A 17583-nucleotide genomic window follows, 5' to 3' on the forward strand; every position below is an offset into this window, starting at 1 on the left:
CCGTGCCCACCGACTACCGCCATCTCTACGCCGACGCGGTCGCGACCAAGCTCGAACCGGGCGAGGCGATCCTGGCGCTGAGCGAGGCGAAGCGTCCGCACGGGCTGGCCCCGGACCCGCCGCCCCGACCGCCGGACCCCGCCCCGGGCGACGGGTCGGCCGTGGCCGGGATGGGGTTGGCCAACGTGGCGCTCAGCGGTGTCGAGGCGATCGACAACATCGGCGGCGGGGGTCCGACCGACTGGTTGATCCGGCTGTTCTTCGGCCGGGCCGCACGCGGCCGGCTCGACTCGGTCGCCGCCGACTACGTCCGGGCGGTACCCACCGACGCCAAGCTGCTGGCGGTGGTCACCGACCGGCGGCTCGTGGTGTTCCGGATCGGCCGCTCCACCGAGGTGCGGCCGTTCGGGGAGCGGCGTAAGCCTGTGGTGGCGGCGAAGCTGAAGCCCCTCTGGTCGGTGCGGCGGGCGGAGGTGACCGGGGCACGCCGGCGCTGGCACCGGCTGCACGGCGCTCGGCTCCGGGTGACCTTCCGGGACGGCTCCTGGCTGGAGCTGACCGGCCCGCTCTGCATGGGACGGCAGCGGGCCGGCGAACTGCGCGAAACGCTCGGCTGTTGAGCCCGACCATGTCCCGAAGTTCGCCGCTGGACGGCTGGCGTACGGCGTTCGTGGCCGAGGCCCGGCGGCGCGGGGTGCCCGGCGCGGAGATCCGGGCCGCGCTGGCCGAGGTCGACACGTACTGCGCCGATCCGGGGGCGGATCCGACCGAGGCGTTCGGCGAACCGACCGAGTATGCCGCAGCGCTCGCGCACGGGCTCCGCGCGGCGCAACCGGATCCGGACGGCCGGCGGAGATCGCCCTGGCTGGGCGCGTTCGTCGCCGCCAGCACCCTGGTCGGGGTGATGGCGCTGCTCGCCGGGGTGGAGGCGGTGACCGGGTACGGGACCGCCGAGGTCACCGTCGGCCAGCTCGTCTCGGCACTCGCCGGGGTGGCCGGAATCGTCCTCGGCGTCGCGCTGCTGTTCCGGCCGGGTGCGGCGTACCGGCCGGCTCCGGACTGGCGGTTCGGCCTGGTCGGGGCCGCCGCGATCGCGGTGACGACGGTACCGGTGCTGGCCTGGCCACGGGTGGCTGCCCGGCTGCCCGGCTGGCTGCTGCTCGGGGCCGGCGTACTGCTGCTGGTGGCCGCCTGGTGGCCGCTCGCCTCCGGCCGGCTGCTCGCCGGCCGGCCGGTCGGGGCGACCCCGGGAGCTGCGGCGCCCGGCCCGATCTGGCGTACCCGGATCGTCCGCTGGGGCCTGCCGGTCGCGCTGCTCTGCGTGCTGGTCGTCGCCGTCCTGCTCGACGGTGGCGTCACCTCCTGACAGGCCTGGCCGGTCCGTCGAGCCGGAGCCGGCGGTCCAGGTCGAGCCGGGCCCGGCCAGCCCGGTGGGACGAGCCGAGCGGGCGCACAGGCGGGGCAGCTCGACAGTCTCTGCCGCAGGCACCCTTTCTGCCGGAGGCATCCCTGAGCCACCTCTGACCGGGCCGACCGGCGTCCGGCTCCGTCCGAGGCGTGCCCGCCGCGCGGCCGTCACGGGCCCGTCCGGTACTCCGTCCGGTGTATGTGCTGCTCCACCCGCGCAGTCGCGGGTGTCGGCCGTAGGCTGACGCGCCGCCGGCCCGTGCCGCCTAGCGTCGATGCCGTCGACCTCGCGAAAGCGTGAGGCAGGCTTGCCGAAGGAGGAGGCCAGGATGACAACGACGGTCCCGCGATCACCGGACCCGGCCGGGGTGGCGGTCGAGGACGACCACACCGTGCCGGTGCGCGACGAGCATCGGGCCGGCGGCCTCACCGGCCGGCGCCGTCCCGCCTGGAACACCCTTTCCCTGGTCGCCCTGACCCTGCTGGGAGTGCCGGTCGGCACCGCCGTCGCCGGGGCGCCGATCACCTATGAGGGCACCCTGCCGTTGGCTACCTGGCTCGCCCTCTTCCTGCTGCTGCGCCGCCGCTGGCCGGTGGTGGTACTGCTGGCCAGCCTGGCGGCCGTCACCGCGTTCCGGGTCGCCGACCTGACCGGGGCCGGCTGGGTCTGGCCGGCGTCGGTGATCCTCTTCCTGCTGGCGGCTGACGACACACCCCGGCGCCACGGGCTGCGCTGGGCGGTCGGGGCCGGGCTGTTCCAACTGACCTTCGCGGTCAACTGGCAGTGGACGACCGAGGGTCAGGACGTGCAGCGGGCGATCGGCGAGGTGGGCGGTGAGGCGCTCGGCCTGGCCCTGACCATCGCGGTCGCGGTCGCGTTCCGGAACTGGCTTCGCTGGCGCGCCGAGCTGGCTGCCGGGCTGGCCCACGCCGAGCAGGAGCGACGGCTGGAGGCGGATCGCCGGGCCGCGGAGGAGCGGTTGCAGATCGCCCGTGAGCTGCACGACGTGGTGGCGCACACGCTGACCGTGGTGGGCGTGCAGTTGCGGGTGGTGGACGAGGCGCTGGAGGACTCGACCGACGAGGCGCGGGCCGCGCTGCGTACCGCCCAGGAGGTCCGGGCCAAGGCGGTGGGTGACCTGCGGTCGCTGATCGACGTGCTGCGTGCCCCGGGCGACCGGCCGGACGCGGAGAGCGTCCCGGCCCCGCAGGCCGACCTGGGCGACCTGGCCGAACTCACCGCCCGCACCCGGGCCAGCGGCCTGGAGGTCGTACTCGACGTCACCGGCGACCCCGGCACGGCCCCCGCCCCGGTGACGCTGGCCTGCTACCGGGTGATCCAGGAAGCCCTGACCAACACCGTGAAGCACGCGGGTGCGCGGAGGGCGACGGTAAGGTTGGCGATCACTCCCGAATCGGTGCTGGTCGAGGTGGTGGACGACGGCGGCGGCCCCGGCCCGGCGGCGGTGCCGGGGCACGGCATCAACGGGATGCGGGAACGGGTCGCCGCGCTCGGCGGCACCCTCACCGCCGGACCGGCCGACGGTGGCGGCTACGCGGTGCACGCCACGATTCCTGTGGCAGGCTTCCGACCGTGACGATCAGCGTGCTGCTCGCCGACGACCAGGTCCTGGTGCGGGCCGGATTCCGCAGCCTGCTGAGCCGGGGCCGGGACATCGAGGTGGTCGGCGAGGCGGCCAGTGGCGACGAGGCGGTCCGGCAGGCCCGTACCCTGCGCCCGGACGTCGTGCTGATGGACATCCGGATGCCGGGCCTGGACGGCCTCGCCGCCACCGAGCGGATCGTGACCGACCCGGCGATGTCCGGCTGCCGGGTCATCATCCTGACCACCTTCGAGACCGACGAGTACGTCTTCGCCGCCCTGCGGGCCGGAGCCAGCGGATTCCTCACCAAGGAGATCGAGCCGGCCCAGCTCCGCCAGGCGGTCGGGATCGTCGCCGCCGGTGAGGCGCTGCTGTCGCCGAGCGTCACCCGCCGGGTCATCGAGCAGTTCGCGCACCGGCCGGCGGCGGCCACCGACACCGGGGCGCGGCTGGCGGTGCTCACCGAACGGGAGCGCGAGGTGCTTCGGCTGGTCGCCACCGGGCTGTCCAACGAGCAGATCGCCGGGCGACTCTTCATCAGCCCGCTGACCGCCAAGACCCACATCACCCGGGCGATCGCCAAGCTCGGCGTCCGGGACCGGGTCCAGTTGGTGATCGTGGCGTACGAGACCGGCCTGGTCCGCCCCGGCACTCCGGCCGAGCCACCGGGCTGAACCGGGCGCCCGCCGGCTCGGCGGCGAAACCCGGGCGAGCCCGGGTCGGGCCAACGATTAGGCTTGCAGGGTTCTGTCCGGATGCCGCCGGGGGGCCGGCTGCCGCCCGAGAGCTGGGAGTCATGATGAGCACGACCGTCCTGCCCTCGTACGACGACGTCGTCGAGCGCTACGCCCCGGTGATCGGCCTGGAGACCCACGTCGAGCTGGGCACGAAGACCAAGATGTTCTGCGGCTGCCCGACCGACTTCGGCGGCGAGCCGAACACCCGGGTCTGCCCGGTCTGCCTCGGGCTGCCCGGCTCGCTGCCGGTGGCCAACAAGGCCGCGATCGAGGCGACCATCCGGATCGGCCTCGCGCTGAACTGCTCGATCGCGCCATGGAGCCGGTTCGCCCGGAAGAACTACTTCTATCCGGACATGCCGAAGAACTACCAGATCAGCCAGTACGACGAGCCGCTCTGCGTGGACGGCTGGCTCGATGTGGAGATCGTGGGCGAGGATGGCCAGCCCGAGCTGTTCCGGGTCGGCATCGAACGGGTGCACCTGGAGGAGGACACCGGCAAGACCCTGCACGTCGGTGGCGCCACCGGGCGGATCCACGGCGCGACCGAGTCGCTGGTCGACTACAACCGGGCCGGCATCCCGCTGGTCGAGATCGTCACCAAGCCGATCCCCGGTACCGGCGCCAAGGCCCCGATCGTGGCCCGGGCGTACGTCACCGAGCTGCGGGACGTGATCCGCTCGCTGGGCGTCTCCGACGTCCGGATGGAGGAGGGCTCGCTGCGCTGTGACGTGAACACGTCGCTGTCGCCGGCCGGCTCGGCGGAGTGGGGCACCCGTACCGAGACGAAGAACGTCAACTCGCTGCGCTCGGTCGAGCGGGCGGTCCGCTCGGAGATGCTGCGCCAGGCGGCCGTCCTCGACTCCGGCGGCCGGATCGTGCAGGAGACCCGGCACTTCCACGAGGACACCGGGGACACCACGTCGGGCCGGTCCAAGGAGACCGCCACCGACTACCGCTACTTCCCCGAGCCGGACCTGGTGCCGCTGGCCCCGGACCCGGCCTGGGTCGCCGAGCTGAAGGCGGCGCTACCGGAGCTGCCCCGGGTGCACCGGAGGCGGTTGCAGCAGGAGTGGGGGCTGAACGACCACGACATGCAGTCGGTGCTGAACGCCGGTGCGGTCGAGCTGATCGAGCAGACCGTGGCCGCCGGCACCACCCCGGCCGGCGCCCGGAAGTGGTGGCTCGGCGAACTGTCCCGGCGGGCCAACGAGGCCGGTGTCGAGCTGGCCGCCGTGGGCGCCACCCCGGCCCAGGTGGCCGAGCTACAGAAGCTGGTCGACGCGGGCAAGCTCAACGACAAGCTGGCCCGGACCGTGCTGGAGGGCGTGGTGGCCGGCGAGGGCTCGCCGAGCGAGATCATGGCCGCGCGGGGTCTGGAGGTGGTCTCCGACACCGGGGCGCTGACCGCGGCCGTGGACGAGGCGATCGCCGCCAACCCGGACATCGCGGCCAAGGTGCGGGACGGCAAGGTGGCCGCGGCCGGAGCCCTGGTCGGGGCTGTCATGAAGAGCACCCGGGGGGCGGACGCCAAGACCGTCCGCTCGCTGATCCTGTCCCGGCTCGGCGTCGAGGGCTGACCGTTCCGGCGGGGCTTCGTCGGCGTCAGCCGGTGGGGGTCGGGTCCGGCGGCGGCGCACCGGCCGGCGGGACCGGGCTGGCCGGAGTGGGCGTACCGGGGGTCGGGGTGGCCGGGACAGGTGGCTCCGGCTCCTCGACCACGTGCCGTTCCAGGTTGACCTGCGCCTCGCCGGTGCCACCGAGCAGGATGTCGTCGTACGCCTGGAGCGCCCGCTGCTGGTCGAAGTAGAGCACCGACATCGCCAGCGGGGTCGGCTTGTCACCCTCCAGGCCGCGCAGCCCCGCCCCGCCGGTGGAGCCCTGCACCTGGAGCTGGGTCGGCATCGCGTCCGGCACCCGCGGCAGTTCGCGTACCTCGCGGTGGTGGGTGTGCCCGGCCAGCACCAGCGGTACGACGCCGGAGAGCGCGTCGGCCGACGCCGGATCGTGCACCAGGGCGATGTCGACCGGCTTGCCGGAGGCCCGGATCGTCGAGGCGAGCTTCTCGCCGGTCCCGGTCACCTGGTCGACTGTCTGCGGCAGGCTGCCGGATCCGGCCGGCGAGGTCTCCTTGTCCGGGGTGAACCGAGGGTCTCCGATGCCGGCGATAGTCAACCCGCCGACGTTGACGATCGAGTTGTCCAGCACGATCGCGTTCGGCTGCCGGCCGACGGCGGCGGCGGTGGCCGGCGAGTCGTGGTTGCCCCGGATGAAGACGTACGGGACCTTCAGCAGGCCGATGGAGCCGACGAAGGACGCCTCCGGCTCGCTGCCCCAGTCGGTGATGTCCCCGGTGTCGATCACCATGTCGATCTTGAATTGCTCCACCACCGTCCGGACCACCTGCCAGGCGGTCGGATTCAGGTGCAGGTCCGAGACGTGCAGCACCCGTACGGTGCCCTGCTCCTGGTCGAAGACCGGCAGGGTGGAGACGGTGGTGTAGAGCTGGCTGACGTTGCCGACCATCCGCTGGAGCTGGTCGGCGTACCGGCCGTAGTCGTTGGCGATCCTCCGGGCGTCGCCGACGATCGCCGGGGCGTTGACCAGCAACCCCTCGTAGCGGGGCTCCTCGATCGAGTCCGGCCGGAAGGTCAGCGCGGCGATGCCCAGGCTGCCGCCGGTGATCACCAGTGCCAGCCCGCCGGCCCAGGCCACCCGACGGGTACGCCGGAAGACCAGCGCCGCCAGGATCATGGTGGCCAGTACGGAGACCGCGACCGTGCGTACGCCGACCCGGATCACCCCGTTGGTCACGTCGCTGACGGCGGACTGGCTGGCCCGGCTGATGCTGGCCGGATCGTCGATCAGCGCCTCGGTGCGCCGCTGGTCCAGCGAGCCGAGCCGGACCGAGAGGTGCGCCGGGCCGGCATGGCTGCTGAGTTGGAGCGCGCCGAGCGGCGGAATGGTGACCGTGGTGCCGCCGTCGACCGAGGGCGTGATCGCCATCTCCGCCCGGAACGGCCCGATGTCGGTCTGCATCCGCCCCCCGAGCAGGGCTCCGACCACGATCCCGACCACCGTGACACCGATGATCGACAGGGCGAGTCCGGCCCGGCGGCTCGGTTTCGAGGTCAGGACGGCGCGGCCACCCCGTACGGCGGTACGCCCCCAGCGCAGCAGCGCCGCCGGGAGCAGCACACGCCGAACCGCCGGGGGTGGTGTGCCCCCGGCGGTTCGGGTGTCATTCCTCCGCCTGTCCATGCTCCATCATCACCTGCCCAAAGCGACATCTTCAAAACCCGCCGCAGGTCCCGCCCCATTTCCACCGCGGGTATGAGCTAGCTCTCCCACCCGTGCCGCCCCGCCGGGCCGGACGCGCTGGACGCGGCGGCCCGACCGGGGACGGCACGGACATCTCCGGGACCGTGCCGGCGTGCTGTCCACCCCGTCCGCCGGGGATGTCAGCTCTTTCCCGCCGCGCCACCGGAGAAGACCAGCCGGAAGATCCGGTCGTCCTCAGGAGCGGGGTCGCGCTTGCCGTCGTGGTTGGAGGTGGAGATCCACAACGAGCCGTCCGGTGCGGCGACCGCCGTACGGAGCCGGCCGTACTCGCCAACCAGCAGCGGGCGGGGCTGGCCCAGTACGGTGCCGTTGGCGGTGAGTTCCACCAGCCAGAGCCGTTCGCCCCGCAGGCAGGCCGCCACGAAGACCCGGTCGATCATCGCCGCGCCGGAACAGGACGCCTCGGCGGTGGTCCAGGTGACCAGCGGATCGACGTACTTCTCGGCGTCCGCGCCGCCTCCACCGCGCCCCTCGACCTCGGGCCAGCCGTAGTTCTTGCCCGGCGTGATCAGGTTGATCTCGTCCCACTGGTTCTGGCCGAACTCGGTGGCATAGAGCCGCTTGTTGGCGTCCCAGGCGATGCCCTGCACGTTGCGGTGCCCGTACGACCAGACCAGGGAGTTCGGGAACGGGTTGCCCGGGGCCGGCTTACCGGCCGGGGTCATCCGGAGGATCTTGCCGCCGAGGCTCTTGAGATCCTGCGAGAGCCCACGCTCCGAGGCGTCCCCGGTGGTCGCGTAGAGAAAGCCGTCCGGGCCGAAGCCGAGCCGTCCGCCGTTGTGGATGCCGGAGAGCGGGATGCCGGTGACGATCGGTGTCGGCCTGGCGCCCAGGGTCAGCTTGGCGATCCGGTTGTCCTCGGACGTCGAGTAGTAGATGAAGACCGTCTTGTCCCGCTGGTAGGCCGGGGAGACGGCGATGCCGAGCAGTCCGCCCTCGCCGGCCGCGTCGACCTCGTCGACGGTCTGCACGGTGCTGACCTTGAGCCCGTTCGTGTCGGACTCCGGGCCGACCTTGAGGATCTTGGCGGTGTCCCGTTCGGTCACCAGCGCCCCGCCGTCGGGTAGGAACGCGATGCCCCAGGGGATCTGCAGCCTGCTCGCGAGTACGGTGGCCGCGACCTGCTGCCCGGCCCCGTTCTGGCTGGGCGAGACGGACGGGGTGGGGAACTTCGGCGGTTCACCGGCCGGATCCGGTTCCGGCTCGCCAAAGGCACAGCCACTGGTGAGGAGTACGGCCGCCGCACAGAGCGCGACCGCCGCGCGTCGACGGCTGAGTCTGGGGTACGGACGAGCGCTCACCCGGACCAGGGTAGTCCGATCCCGCCGCGTGCCGTCGGTCCGCTCGATCATTGAACCTTTTTCAACCTCCCCGTGCGGTCCGTGGTGTCCACCGGTGGAAGTCGGGGCGAACGCGTCGCGCTGTCCGGGTTGAAGAAGTTTCATTCCACCGATCTTCCGGAGTCGTCGCTGGTCGGGGCGCCGGCCGGGTGATCGTGCCGGCCCGGCGCCGTCCGTCGGGTCGTCAGGACCGGTCGACCCGGCACCGTGACGAGTCGCGGCGGCCGGGGCGGGTTCCCGGAACGGCCGGGCTGAGGGCCCCCAGACCGGATCAATAACCCCGGTAACGCGCGAACGGTGCCGATAAGAAGAATCGGGCATGTCGCCGCGCGGATCGCCGGTCCGGCCGTGCGAAACTGCCCGGCATGGCGCTCGCCACCACATCGGAGCTGACGGAGCCGCCATCCCGGTCCACCCGATGGCGACCCGCTCCCGGGCGGGTCGCCGGCGTCCTCGGCGTGCTCGGCGTCGGCTACCGGCTGGGGCTGCTGCTCGCCGAGGTACCACCGAGCAACAGCGACGAGGCGGTCACCGGGCTGGTGGCCCGGCACGTCGCGCAGGGGCGGGAGTTCCCGCTCTTCTTCTACGGCCAGTACTACATGGGCGCCCTGGAGTCCTATCTCGCCGCGCCGCTGTTCGCGGTCCTCGACTCGTCCACCTTCGTGCTGCGGTTGCCCAACCTGCTGCTCTACGCCGCCTTCCTGGCGCTGATGTGGCAGCTCACCCGCCGGCTCTACACCCCCTGGCTGGCGGCGGCCACCGTCGGCCTGCTCGCCCTCGGCTCGGACCGGATCGTGAAGAACCAACTCATCGCGGGTGGCGGCTATCCGGAGATGAATCCGGCCGGCGCGCTGCTGGTGCTGCTGGCGGTCAACCTCGGACTCGGCGTCGTACGCCGGCCCGGCCCGGCGTACGCGGGTTTCGGGCTGGTCGCCGGACTCACCCTCTGGGACGACTGGCTGATCCTGCCGTACGTCGGCGCGGCCGCCGCGGTGCTGCTCGGGTTCGGGTGGCGGTCGCTGGTCAGCCCGGCCGGCGTGGCGCTCGGCGCCGGGCTGGCGGTCGGACTCGTCCCGATCGTGGCGCACAACCTGACCGCCGCACCCGAACACCGTTCGCTGGCCGTCTACGCCGGACTCGGCGGCGGTGCCGGTTCGTTGCCGGAGCGGCTCTACGGCGCTGTCCTCCTCGGACTGCCGATGGGCACCGGGCTCTGCCCACCCGGCCGGTGCGCGCCCTGGCAGTTGTGGTGGGGAGTCGGCTATCCGGTACTGCTGGCGGTCGCCGCCGCGCTGGCCTGGCGGGCGCTGCGCCGGGCAACCGATCGGGCGAACCGGGTCCGGCGGGCCGGCCGACTGGCGCTGCTGGCCGGCGCGGCGCTCAGCCTGCTGGCGTACGCCGGCAGCGGTGCCGCCGCGACGACTCCGGTGGAGAGCGCCCGCTATCTCTCGGTACTGCTGGTCTCGACGCCGGCCGTGCTCTGGCCGCTCTGGTCGGTGCTGGCCCGGTCGGCCGGAGCGGGGCCATCGCGGCCGGCGACATCCACCAGGCCGGATGGTCCCAACCGGCCGAACCTGGCCAGGGCGGCGCCGGCTGTCCGGCTGGCGGCGGCGGCCCCGCTCGCCGGGCTCGCGGCCAGCATGGTGCTGGCCAACGCCGCCCTGGTCGCGGCCGGCCCCGAGCTGGCCCGGAAGGCCGCCCAGCGCCGCGACCTGGTCGCCGGGCTCGACCGGCTGGGCGTGCAACGGTTCTACGCCGACTACTGGACCTGCAACAACATCATCTTCCTCAGCCGGGAACGGATCGTCTGCGGAGTGCTCGGTGCCGACCTGCGGGCCGGCTGGGACCGCCATCCCCGCTATCCGAGACTGGTCGCCGAGGCGCACCGGCCGGCGTTCGTGCTCGCCGAGCGGTCCACGCTGGACGCGGCGGTCCGGGCCCACCTGGGCGACAGCGGCCTGCCGGTCACCATGACCACCGTCGCCGGACACCACGTCTACCAGCCGGCCGGGCCGGTCGGCCTACCGAGGCGCTGACGCCGCCGGGACGGCTCCCGGCACCGGCAGCGGCAGCGGGGGAGCCGAGGGCGACCGCCGGTTCCCGGTCGCCGGGGACTATCGTCGGGGTCCGTGAAGGTGTGGATTCCCCATTCCGAGGGGCTGGAACTGCTCGGCCAGATCCCCGACGGCGTCACCGTGGAGATCGCCCCGGCGCCGGACCGGCTCCCCTCGGACCCGGCCGGAGTCCGGTTCTGGGTGCCGCCGTTCCTCGCCCAGGCCGCCGCGGTGCCGATCGCGGCCAAGCTGTCCGACCTGCGGGTGGTGCAGTTGCTCTCGGCGGGGGCGGACATCTGGGCCGGCCGGCTGCCCGAGCACGTCACCCTCTGCGACGCACGCGGGGTGCACGACTCGTCCACCGCGGAGTGGGTGGTCACGGCGATCCTGTCGTACCTGCGGTCGTTCCCGGTCTTCGCGCGTGCCCAGGCCCGGCACGAGTGGTCGTACGACCAGGTCAACCCCACGGACGAGCTGGCCGGCAAGCAGGTACTCGTCGTCGGCGCGGGTTCGATCGGCGCGGCCACCGGGGCCCGGCTGGCGCCGTTCGAGGTCGGCCTGACCATGGTCGCCCGGACCGCCCGCCCCGCCGAAGGGGTGTACGGAGTCGACGACCTGCCGGCGCTGCTGCCCGAGGCGGACGTGGTGGTGCTGCTGGTGCCGCTCACCGACGCCACCCGTGGATTGGTCGACGCCGGGTTCCTTGCCGCCATGCGGGACGGCGCCCTGCTGGTCAACGCCGCCCGTGGACCGGTGGCCGACACCGACGCCCTGGTCGCCGAGCTGGCGACCGGCCGGATCGCGGCGGCGCTGGACGTCACCGAGCCCGAGCCGCTGCCGGCCGGGCACCCGCTCTGGGACCTGCCCAACGTGCTGCTCACCCCGCACGTCGCCGGCTCGGTACGCGGGCTGCTGCCCCGCGGCTATCGGCTGGCCGGCGCGCAACTGCGCCGGTTCGTGGCCGGAACCCCGCTGATCAACGAGGTGGTCGACGGGTACTGACCCGGGCGGGTCAGTCGCCGGGCTGGTCCGGGGTCGGGCGGGGCTCGCCGAGCGGCTGGCCGCTGGCGGCGACCAGGCCGGGCAGGTCCGCGGCCCGGACCGCCGGCAGTGCCGCCGTACGGCCGTCCCGGAGGAGTGCCACCGCCTGGCCGCGCGGGTCGGACGCCAGCTCCACGATCTCCGACCAGGCGATCCTGCGCTCGCCCAGCAGCGCCCGGATCCGTACGCCGGCCCGGTCGGCGTCGGTGCCGGCCCGCCAGGCCCACACCCCGACCGCCGCCGGCACCAGCAGCAGCGGGAGGAGATACCAGCGGGAGGTGGCCAGTGGCAGGGCGCCGAGGAACGCGATGACGGCGGCCACCCAGATCGCCTGGCTGTGCCGGAAGCGGAGTGTGCCGGTCTTACCCACCTGGCGATTTTCGCACCCCGGCCCGTCCGACCCGGCGCGGGCCCCGGCCGGCCGGGCCGGGTGGGGTGGCCCGAACCGCTGGCCGGGCCGGGTAGAGCGGGCTTGACCGGCTGGGGGAAGATTCTCCGAGCAACCCGGAGTGGGAGACCCTACCGTTGAACCTTTTCAACCTGGACGGCGGTGCACACGTGCCTCGACAGGCACCTGCGGCCACGACCGGCCACGGGGCGAGGCTGAAAAGGGTTCAATACGTAACCACGCCCCCTGCCGATCGTTGGGGGTTGATAGGACTGGTTTCGGCCGTTCGGCCGGACCAGACCTGACCTGCACCACGTCCGTGCCCCCTCTGCGAAGGCATCCCGCCATGTTCGTGGCGCACATCGCGGACGGCTCAGCCCGCCGGCTGGTCGTCCGGGTCACCGAGACCGGTGCCCCTCTGCTCTCCGTGGGCGTCCTGATCGCCGCTCACCTCGGCGCGCTGCCGCCCTATGCCGCGGTCGCGGTGACCGTCGGCGCGGTCGCCGCCGTGGCCGCCGCCCGGCTGGTCCGGCTGGCCATCCGACTACACCGGGGCGGCACCGGCTTCGGCCCGTGCCGGGGCGCCGGCTTCCTCGGCTTCGGCCTGGTCGCCAGTGTGCTCTCCGCGCTGGCCCTCTTTCTTTCGCCGGCCGAGGCCCGGTCGACGGTGGCGCTCGGCGGCCTGGTGTTGACGTTCACCCTCTACCTGTTCGGCATGGTGATGCTGCCCGGCGCCGCGAGCACGGTGCCGGTACGGCTGCGCCGGGCCTTCGACGGGCTGAGTCTCGGCATCAGTCTCGCCTTCTCGGCCTGGGTGATCCCGCCGGACACGCTGCCTCCGCTCGCCATGATCGCCGCGCTCTTCGCCGTCGTCGGTCTGCCGGTGGTCACCATCACCACGCTGCGGGCGTACGAGTACCGGCGCTCCGCCGCGCTCTGCGGCATCGGCGCCGGACTGGCGGTCTTCGGGCATTCGCTGATCGCGGTACTGGTCACCTACGGCGCACCGGCGACGGCGCTGCCGCTGGCCGCCATCTCGCTGGTCGCCGGCCCGGCGCTGATCGCCGCCGGTGCCCGGCGGGCCAATCCGGTGGCCCAGCCGAGCACCGCACCGACCGAGCCGCAGACCACCCTGACCGCCTATCCCCTGCTGACGATTCCGGCGATCCTGGCGACGCTCTCCGCGCTCTGGCATCTGGTCACCGTCGGCGAGTTCGACCACACCTCGATCCTGCTCGGCCTGGCCGTGATCCCGACCCTGGTGGTCCGGGAGGTGCTGGTGATGCTGGACATCCGCCGGTACGCCAAGCGGCTGAGGGACCAGGAGGCGCACTTCCGCTCGCTGGTCTCCGGGGCCAACGACCTGACCATGATCGTCGGCGAGGACCTGCTCATCCGCTGGCAGTCGCCGACCGCGGCCCGGCTCTTCGGGCTCGCCGACGCCGACGTGCGGGGTCAGGCGTTCCCCAATCTGATGCATCCGGACGACGCCGCCGACGTCACCCAGGTGCTCACCGACGTGCTCGCCGGGCGTGACGTGCCGACCGGGCGCCCGCAACTGGTCACCGCCCGGCTGCTGGACGGGCACGGCGCCTGGCGGGACACCGAGTCCACCGTCAGCGACCAGCGGGCGGTGCCCGAGGTGGCCGCGCTGGTGGTGCACGTCCGGGACGTCAGCGACCGGCAACGGCTGGAGCGCAAGCTCAACGAGCTGGCCTTCACCGACGAGCTCACCGGGCTGGCCAACCGCCGCGAACTGATGCGGACCATCGTCACCCAGCGGGCGGTGCCGGGGCACACCGGCGCGCTGCTCGTGATCGACCTGCACGGCATGTCCGGGATCAACGACGTGCACGGGCGGCAGATGGGCGACGCCGTACTGGCCGAGGCGGGGCGGCGGCTGAAGAGCGGGGTGGGTGCCGCCGACGTGGTAGCCCGGCTGGGCGGGGACGAGTTCGCGGTGGTGACGGTGGACCGGCCGGTGCTGGCGTACGCGATGGGCACCCGGCTGCTGACCGTGCTGACCGAGCCGTACCCGATGCCCGGCGCGGTGTTGCACCTCGGCACCAGCATCGGCCTCGCCGACCTGTCCGGCGGGGACGGTGTCGACGACGTACTCCGCCGGGCGGACCTGGCCAGGCTGCGGGCCCGGCAGCTCGGTCGCAACCGCGTCGAGTGGTACGACGACGAGCTGGAGGAGCAGTTCACCCGGCGGCTCGACCTGGAGCGCGAGCTGCCCGGTGCGGTGCAGCGGGGCGAGCTGGACCTGGTCTACCAGCCGGTGCTCGACCTCGACGACCAGCAGCCGGTGGGGACCGAGGCGTTGCTGCGCTGGCGGAGCCCGGCGCTCGGCACCGTGTTGCCGGCCGAACTCCTGCCGGTGGCCGAGGACCTGATGCTGGTCGAGGAGCTGGGCCGCTGGGTGCTGGACACCGCCTGCCGGCAGCTTGCCGCCTGGTCGCAGCGGCCCCGACGGCTCTGGATGTCGGTCAACATCTCGTCCCGCGAACTGACCGCGTCCGACTTCGTCCGCTGGGTGAGCACCTCGCTGGCCGAGCACCGGGTCGAGCCGGACCGGCTGGTGCTGGAGATCGCGGAGCCCCGGGGCGGGGTCGACGTGCCGGCGGTGGTGACCCAACTCGCCGGGTTGCGGGCGCTCGGCGTACGGACCGCGTTGGACGACTTCGGCAGCGGGCAGGCTTCGCTGGCACAGCTCCGCCGGCTGCCGGTCGACTTCCTCAAGGTCGACCGGACCCTGGTGACGGAGGGCGGCAACCGGGACGGCGGCGGCAAGCCCTTCATCGACGTACTGGTCAGCCTCGGCAAGCGGTTCGGCTTGGAGATCATCGCCGAGGGGCTGGAGTCGCCGGGGCAGGTGGAGCAGGCCCGCAAGGCGGGCTGCAAGCTCGGCCAGGGGTACGCGCTGTCCCGACCCGCTCCGGCAGAGCGGGTCGAGGCGTATCTGGAGGAGTTCCCGAGCCCGTCCCGCTGACGACCGCGCGGCCGTCCGGCGACCGACCGCCCGGTCGGCCCGCTGACGACCGCGCGGCTGCCCGGCGACCGACCGCCCGGTCGGCCGACCGCCCGGTCGGCCCGACGACCGCCGGTCAGCCGGCTGCGTAGCCCGGCATCGGGTACGCCGCCAGCAGGTCCCGGACCTCGCCGGCGATCCGGTCGAGGGCGGCCTCGTCGTCCTTGATCGCCGCGGTGACCGCCTCGTCCATCCAGGCCGCGATTTGCGGCATCTGCTCCTCGGTCAGGCCTCGGGTGGTCAGCGCCGGGGTGCCGAGCCGGATGCCGGAGGGGTCGAACGGCTTGCGCGGGTCGTACGGGACGGTGTTGTAGTTCAGCTCGATGCCGGCCCGGTCCAGCGCCTGGGCGGCCGGCTTGCCGGCGATGCCCTTGCTGGTCAGGTCGGCGAGGATCAGGTGGTTGTCGGTGCCGCCGGAGGAGAGCGTGAAGCCCCGCTCGACCAGCGCCGCCGCCAGCGCGCTGGCGTTGGCGACGACCTGGTGGGCGTACCGGCGGAAGTCGTCGGTGCCGGCCTCCCGCAGCGCGACCGCGATGCCGGCGGTGGTGTGGTTGTGCGGGCCGCCCTGCAGGCCGGGGAAGACGGCCTTGTCGACGGCGGCGGCGTGCTCGGCGGTCGTCATGATCATGGCGCCGCGCGGTCCCCGCAGGGTCTTGTGCGTGGTGGTGGTGATCACGTCGGCGTACCCGACCGGCGACGGGTGGGCACCGCCGGCGACCAGGCCGGCGATGTGCGCGATGTCGGCCACCAGCACCGCACCGACCTCACGGGCGATCTCGGCGAAGCCGGCGAAGTCGATGGTGCGCGGTACGGCCGTGCCGCCGCAGAAGATCAGCTTGGGGCGTTCCCGGCGGGCCAGGTCGCGTACCTCGTCCAGGTCGATCCGGCCCGTCTCGGCCGAGACGCCGTACCGGGCCGGGTGGAACCACTTTCCGGTGGCCGAGACCGACCAGCCGTGCGTGAGGTGGCCGCCCATCGGCAGCGCCATCCCCAGCACCGTGTCACCGGGGGAGAGGAACGCCAGGTAGACCGCCAGGTTGGCCGGGGAGCCCGAGTACGGCTGCACGTTGGCGTGCGCGACACCGAAGAGTTCCCGGGCCCGGGTCACCGCCAGCGTCTCGATCGGATCGACGAACTGCTGGCCCTCGTAGTAGCGGCGGCCGGGGTAGCCCTCGGAGTATTTGTTGGTCAGCACCGTGCCGCTGGCCTCGAGGACGGCGGTCGAGACGTAGTTCTCGGAGGCGATCATCCGCAGCTTGTCGTGCTGCCGGGTCGCCTCGGACTCGATCAGCGTCGCCAACTCCGGGTCGGCGGCGGTCAGGCTGGGAATCGGTGGTACGTGCACGGTGGTCGTCCTCCTGGCTGGTCTCCGCCTCGCCGCCGATGCTATCGGTTGCCGGGCGGGTGGCCGCAGCCGATGCCCCGCGCGGGGCTGCCGGTATCGAGGCTCGGGCTGCCGGTGCCCCCGGACGCTCGGGCTGCCGGTGCCGGGCACCCGGGCTGCCGGTGCCAGACGCTCCTCGGTTGCCTGTGGCGGCGTTCAGGGCTGCCGGGGCGGTGCGGTGCTGCCGCGCGGGATGAGGTGCGCGGTCTCGTCCTGGAAGTCACCGAGCGGTTGCCCGGCGATGGCGGCGAGGAGCCGGCCGGCGGCGTGCGCCCCGTGTGCCGGGATGTCCCGGTGCAGCGCGGTCAGCGGCGGGTGGACGAGCTGGCAGAGCGGCGAGTCGTCCCAGGCCACGATGGAGACGTCGGACGGCACGGCCAGCCCCATCTCCTGGGCCACCGACAGCCCGGCGATCGCCATCACGTCGTTGTCGTACACGATCGCGGTCGGCCGGTCGGCGGAGCTGAGCAGGCGTCGGGTGGCCCGGGCGCCCTCCTCGCCGCTGTAGTCGGACGAGACGGTGGCCGTACGGTCGAGGCCGAGCCGGCGGCAGGCGGTGCCGAAGGTCTCGGTGCGGATCTCGGTGTGCAGCAGTCCGGGCAGGCCGCCGACCCGGGCGATCCGGCGGTGGCCGAGCGCGACCAGGTATTCGAGCACCTCGGTCAGGGCCACGGCCTCGTCGGACCAGACGTGGTCGAGCCCGCCGCTGTGCCTCGGCACGCCGATCACCACCGCAGGCAGGCGCAACTCCTCCAGCACCGGTACCCGGCGGTCGTCGACCCGCAGGTCGCAGACGAGTACGCCGTCCACCCGCCGCTCGCCCCACCAGCGCCGGTAGACCGCGATCTCGGCCTCCGGGCTCGCCACCACCTGGAGGGTCAGTGCGTACGACCGGGCGGAGAGTTCCGCCTCGACCCCGCTGATCAGCTCCATGAAGAACGGCTCGATGCCGAGGATCCGGGCGGGTCGGCAGAGCGCCAGCCCGACCGCGTTGGCGTTGGCGCCGGAGAGTGCCCGGGCCGCGCTGTTCGGGTTGAAGCCGATCTCCTGGGCGATGGCGAGAATGCGTTGCCGGGTGGCGTCCGAGACGCCGGGCTGTCCATTCAGGGCGTAGGAGACGGCACCCTTGGAAACCCCGGCCCGCCGGGCCACATCCGCGATTGTCGGCCGCTTCACCCGGCGCTCCTTCGTCTGCGACGACCCGGGTACCGGGTGGGCCGGTCGGGTCACCTGCACGCTTGCGTCGTGCTGCCGC

Annotated in this window: 13 protein-coding genes; 8 read left to right on the forward strand and 5 right to left on the reverse strand. The window is 73.3% G+C overall.

All coding sequences use genetic code 11. The annotated features are described in order from the left end of the window. Nucleotides 1-2 precede the first annotated feature (2 nt). From R6Y94_RS35180 to gatB, 5 genes are all read left to right on the forward strand, one after another. Nucleotides 3-620 carry a hypothetical protein gene (locus tag R6Y94_RS35180; RefSeq protein ID WP_318400754.1) on the forward strand — a complete coding sequence of 206 codons (618 nt, stop codon included), beginning with the start codon at nucleotides 3-5 and terminating at the stop codon, nucleotides 618-620. Nucleotides 621-628: 8 nt separating this feature from the next. Next, nucleotides 629-1366, forward strand: coding sequence for a hypothetical protein (locus R6Y94_RS35185; protein ID WP_318400756.1), 738 nt, complete (start codon nucleotides 629-631; stop codon nucleotides 1364-1366). 370 nt (nucleotides 1367-1736) lie between these two features. Continuing rightward, nucleotides 1737-3005 carry a sensor histidine kinase gene (locus tag R6Y94_RS35190; RefSeq protein ID WP_318400758.1) on the forward strand — a complete coding sequence of 423 codons (1269 nt, stop codon included), beginning with the start codon at nucleotides 1737-1739 and terminating at the stop codon, nucleotides 3003-3005. Then, nucleotides 3002-3685 carry a response regulator transcription factor gene (locus R6Y94_RS35195; protein WP_318400760.1) on the forward strand — a complete coding sequence of 228 codons (684 nt, stop codon included), beginning with the start codon at nucleotides 3002-3004 and terminating at the stop codon, nucleotides 3683-3685. The genes R6Y94_RS35190 and R6Y94_RS35195 overlap by 4 nt, the downstream gene beginning before the upstream one ends. Before the next feature lie 125 nt (nucleotides 3686-3810). Then, nucleotides 3811-5328, forward strand: coding sequence for an Asp-tRNA(Asn)/Glu-tRNA(Gln) amidotransferase subunit GatB (gene gatB / locus R6Y94_RS35200; RefSeq protein WP_318400762.1), 1518 nt, complete (start codon nucleotides 3811-3813; stop codon nucleotides 5326-5328). A 25-nt stretch (nucleotides 5329-5353) separates the two neighbouring features. Here gatB and R6Y94_RS35205 read toward each other — a convergent pair whose 3' ends face one another. Together R6Y94_RS35205 and R6Y94_RS35210 are read right to left on the reverse strand one after the other, a co-directional pair. Then, nucleotides 5354-7009 carry a metallophosphoesterase gene (locus R6Y94_RS35205; protein ID WP_318400763.1) on the reverse strand — a complete coding sequence of 552 codons (1656 nt, stop codon included), beginning with the start codon at nucleotides 7007-7009 and terminating at the stop codon, nucleotides 5354-5356. Between the two features lie 200 nt (nucleotides 7010-7209). Continuing rightward, entirely contained in the window at nucleotides 7210-8391 is a 1182-nt protein-coding gene (locus R6Y94_RS35210) for a PQQ-dependent sugar dehydrogenase (RefSeq protein ID WP_318400765.1), read from the reverse strand. A 404-nt stretch (nucleotides 8392-8795) separates the two neighbouring features. Between R6Y94_RS35210 and R6Y94_RS35215 the strand changes: the two genes are divergently transcribed. Both R6Y94_RS35215 and R6Y94_RS35220 read left to right on the forward strand, forming a co-directional pair. Continuing rightward, nucleotides 8796-10466 (forward strand): hypothetical protein, encoded by a 1671-nt coding sequence (locus R6Y94_RS35215; RefSeq protein ID WP_318400767.1) that lies wholly within the window; start codon nucleotides 8796-8798, stop codon nucleotides 10464-10466. A gap of 93 nt (nucleotides 10467-10559) precedes the next feature. Beyond that, nucleotides 10560-11486 carry a 2-hydroxyacid dehydrogenase gene (locus tag R6Y94_RS35220; RefSeq protein WP_318400769.1) on the forward strand — a complete coding sequence of 309 codons (927 nt, stop codon included), beginning with the start codon at nucleotides 10560-10562 and terminating at the stop codon, nucleotides 11484-11486. A 10-nt stretch (nucleotides 11487-11496) separates the two neighbouring features. Here the strand turns inward: R6Y94_RS35220 and R6Y94_RS35225 are convergent, their stop codons facing one another. After that, entirely contained in the window at nucleotides 11497-11895 is a 399-nt protein-coding gene (locus tag R6Y94_RS35225; protein ID WP_318400771.1) for a PH domain-containing protein, read from the reverse strand. 364 nt (nucleotides 11896-12259) lie between these two features. Here R6Y94_RS35225 and R6Y94_RS35230 point away from each other — a divergent pair, with 364 nt between their 5' ends. After that, nucleotides 12260-14905, forward strand: a complete 2646-nt coding sequence (locus R6Y94_RS35230) for an EAL domain-containing protein (protein ID WP_318400773.1) — start codon at nucleotides 12260-12262, stop codon at nucleotides 14903-14905. Between the two features lie 115 nt (nucleotides 14906-15020). Here the strand turns inward: R6Y94_RS35230 and glyA are convergent, their stop codons facing one another. Further along, nucleotides 15021-16289, reverse strand: coding sequence for a serine hydroxymethyltransferase (gene glyA, locus R6Y94_RS35235; protein WP_318400775.1), 1269 nt, complete (start codon nucleotides 16287-16289; stop codon nucleotides 15021-15023). A gap of 195 nt (nucleotides 16290-16484) precedes the next feature. Further along, on the reverse strand, nucleotides 16485-17504 hold the full coding sequence (locus R6Y94_RS35240; protein ID WP_318400777.1) for a LacI family DNA-binding transcriptional regulator: 1020 nt from the start codon (nucleotides 17502-17504) through the stop codon (nucleotides 16485-16487). Nucleotides 17505-17583: the final 79 nt, after the last annotated feature.

This window comes from Plantactinospora sp. KLBMP9567 (assembly GCF_033446045.1).
Lineage (GTDB): Bacteria > Actinomycetota > Actinomycetes > Mycobacteriales > Micromonosporaceae > Plantactinospora.

Bases quoted from the DNA above. Each gene is read 5' to 3' on its own strand.
- R6Y94_RS35185 (WP_318400756.1), top strand. From the start codon at position 629: ATGTCCCGAAGTTCGCCGCTGGACGGCTGGCGTACGGCGTTCGTGGCC.
- R6Y94_RS35190 (WP_318400758.1), top strand. From the start codon at position 1,737: ATGACAACGACGGTCCCGCGATCACCGGACCCGGCCGGGGTGGCGGTC.
- gatB (WP_318400762.1), top strand. From the start codon at position 3,811: ATGAGCACGACCGTCCTGCCCTCGTACGACGACGTCGTCGAGCGCTAC.
- R6Y94_RS35205 (WP_318400763.1), bottom strand. From the start codon at position 7,009: ATGGACAGGCGGAGGAATGACACCCGAACCGCCGGGGGCACACCACCC.
- R6Y94_RS35215 (WP_318400767.1), top strand. From the start codon at position 8,796: ATGGCGCTCGCCACCACATCGGAGCTGACGGAGCCGCCATCCCGGTCC.
- R6Y94_RS35230 (WP_318400773.1), top strand. From the start codon at position 12,260: ATGTTCGTGGCGCACATCGCGGACGGCTCAGCCCGCCGGCTGGTCGTC.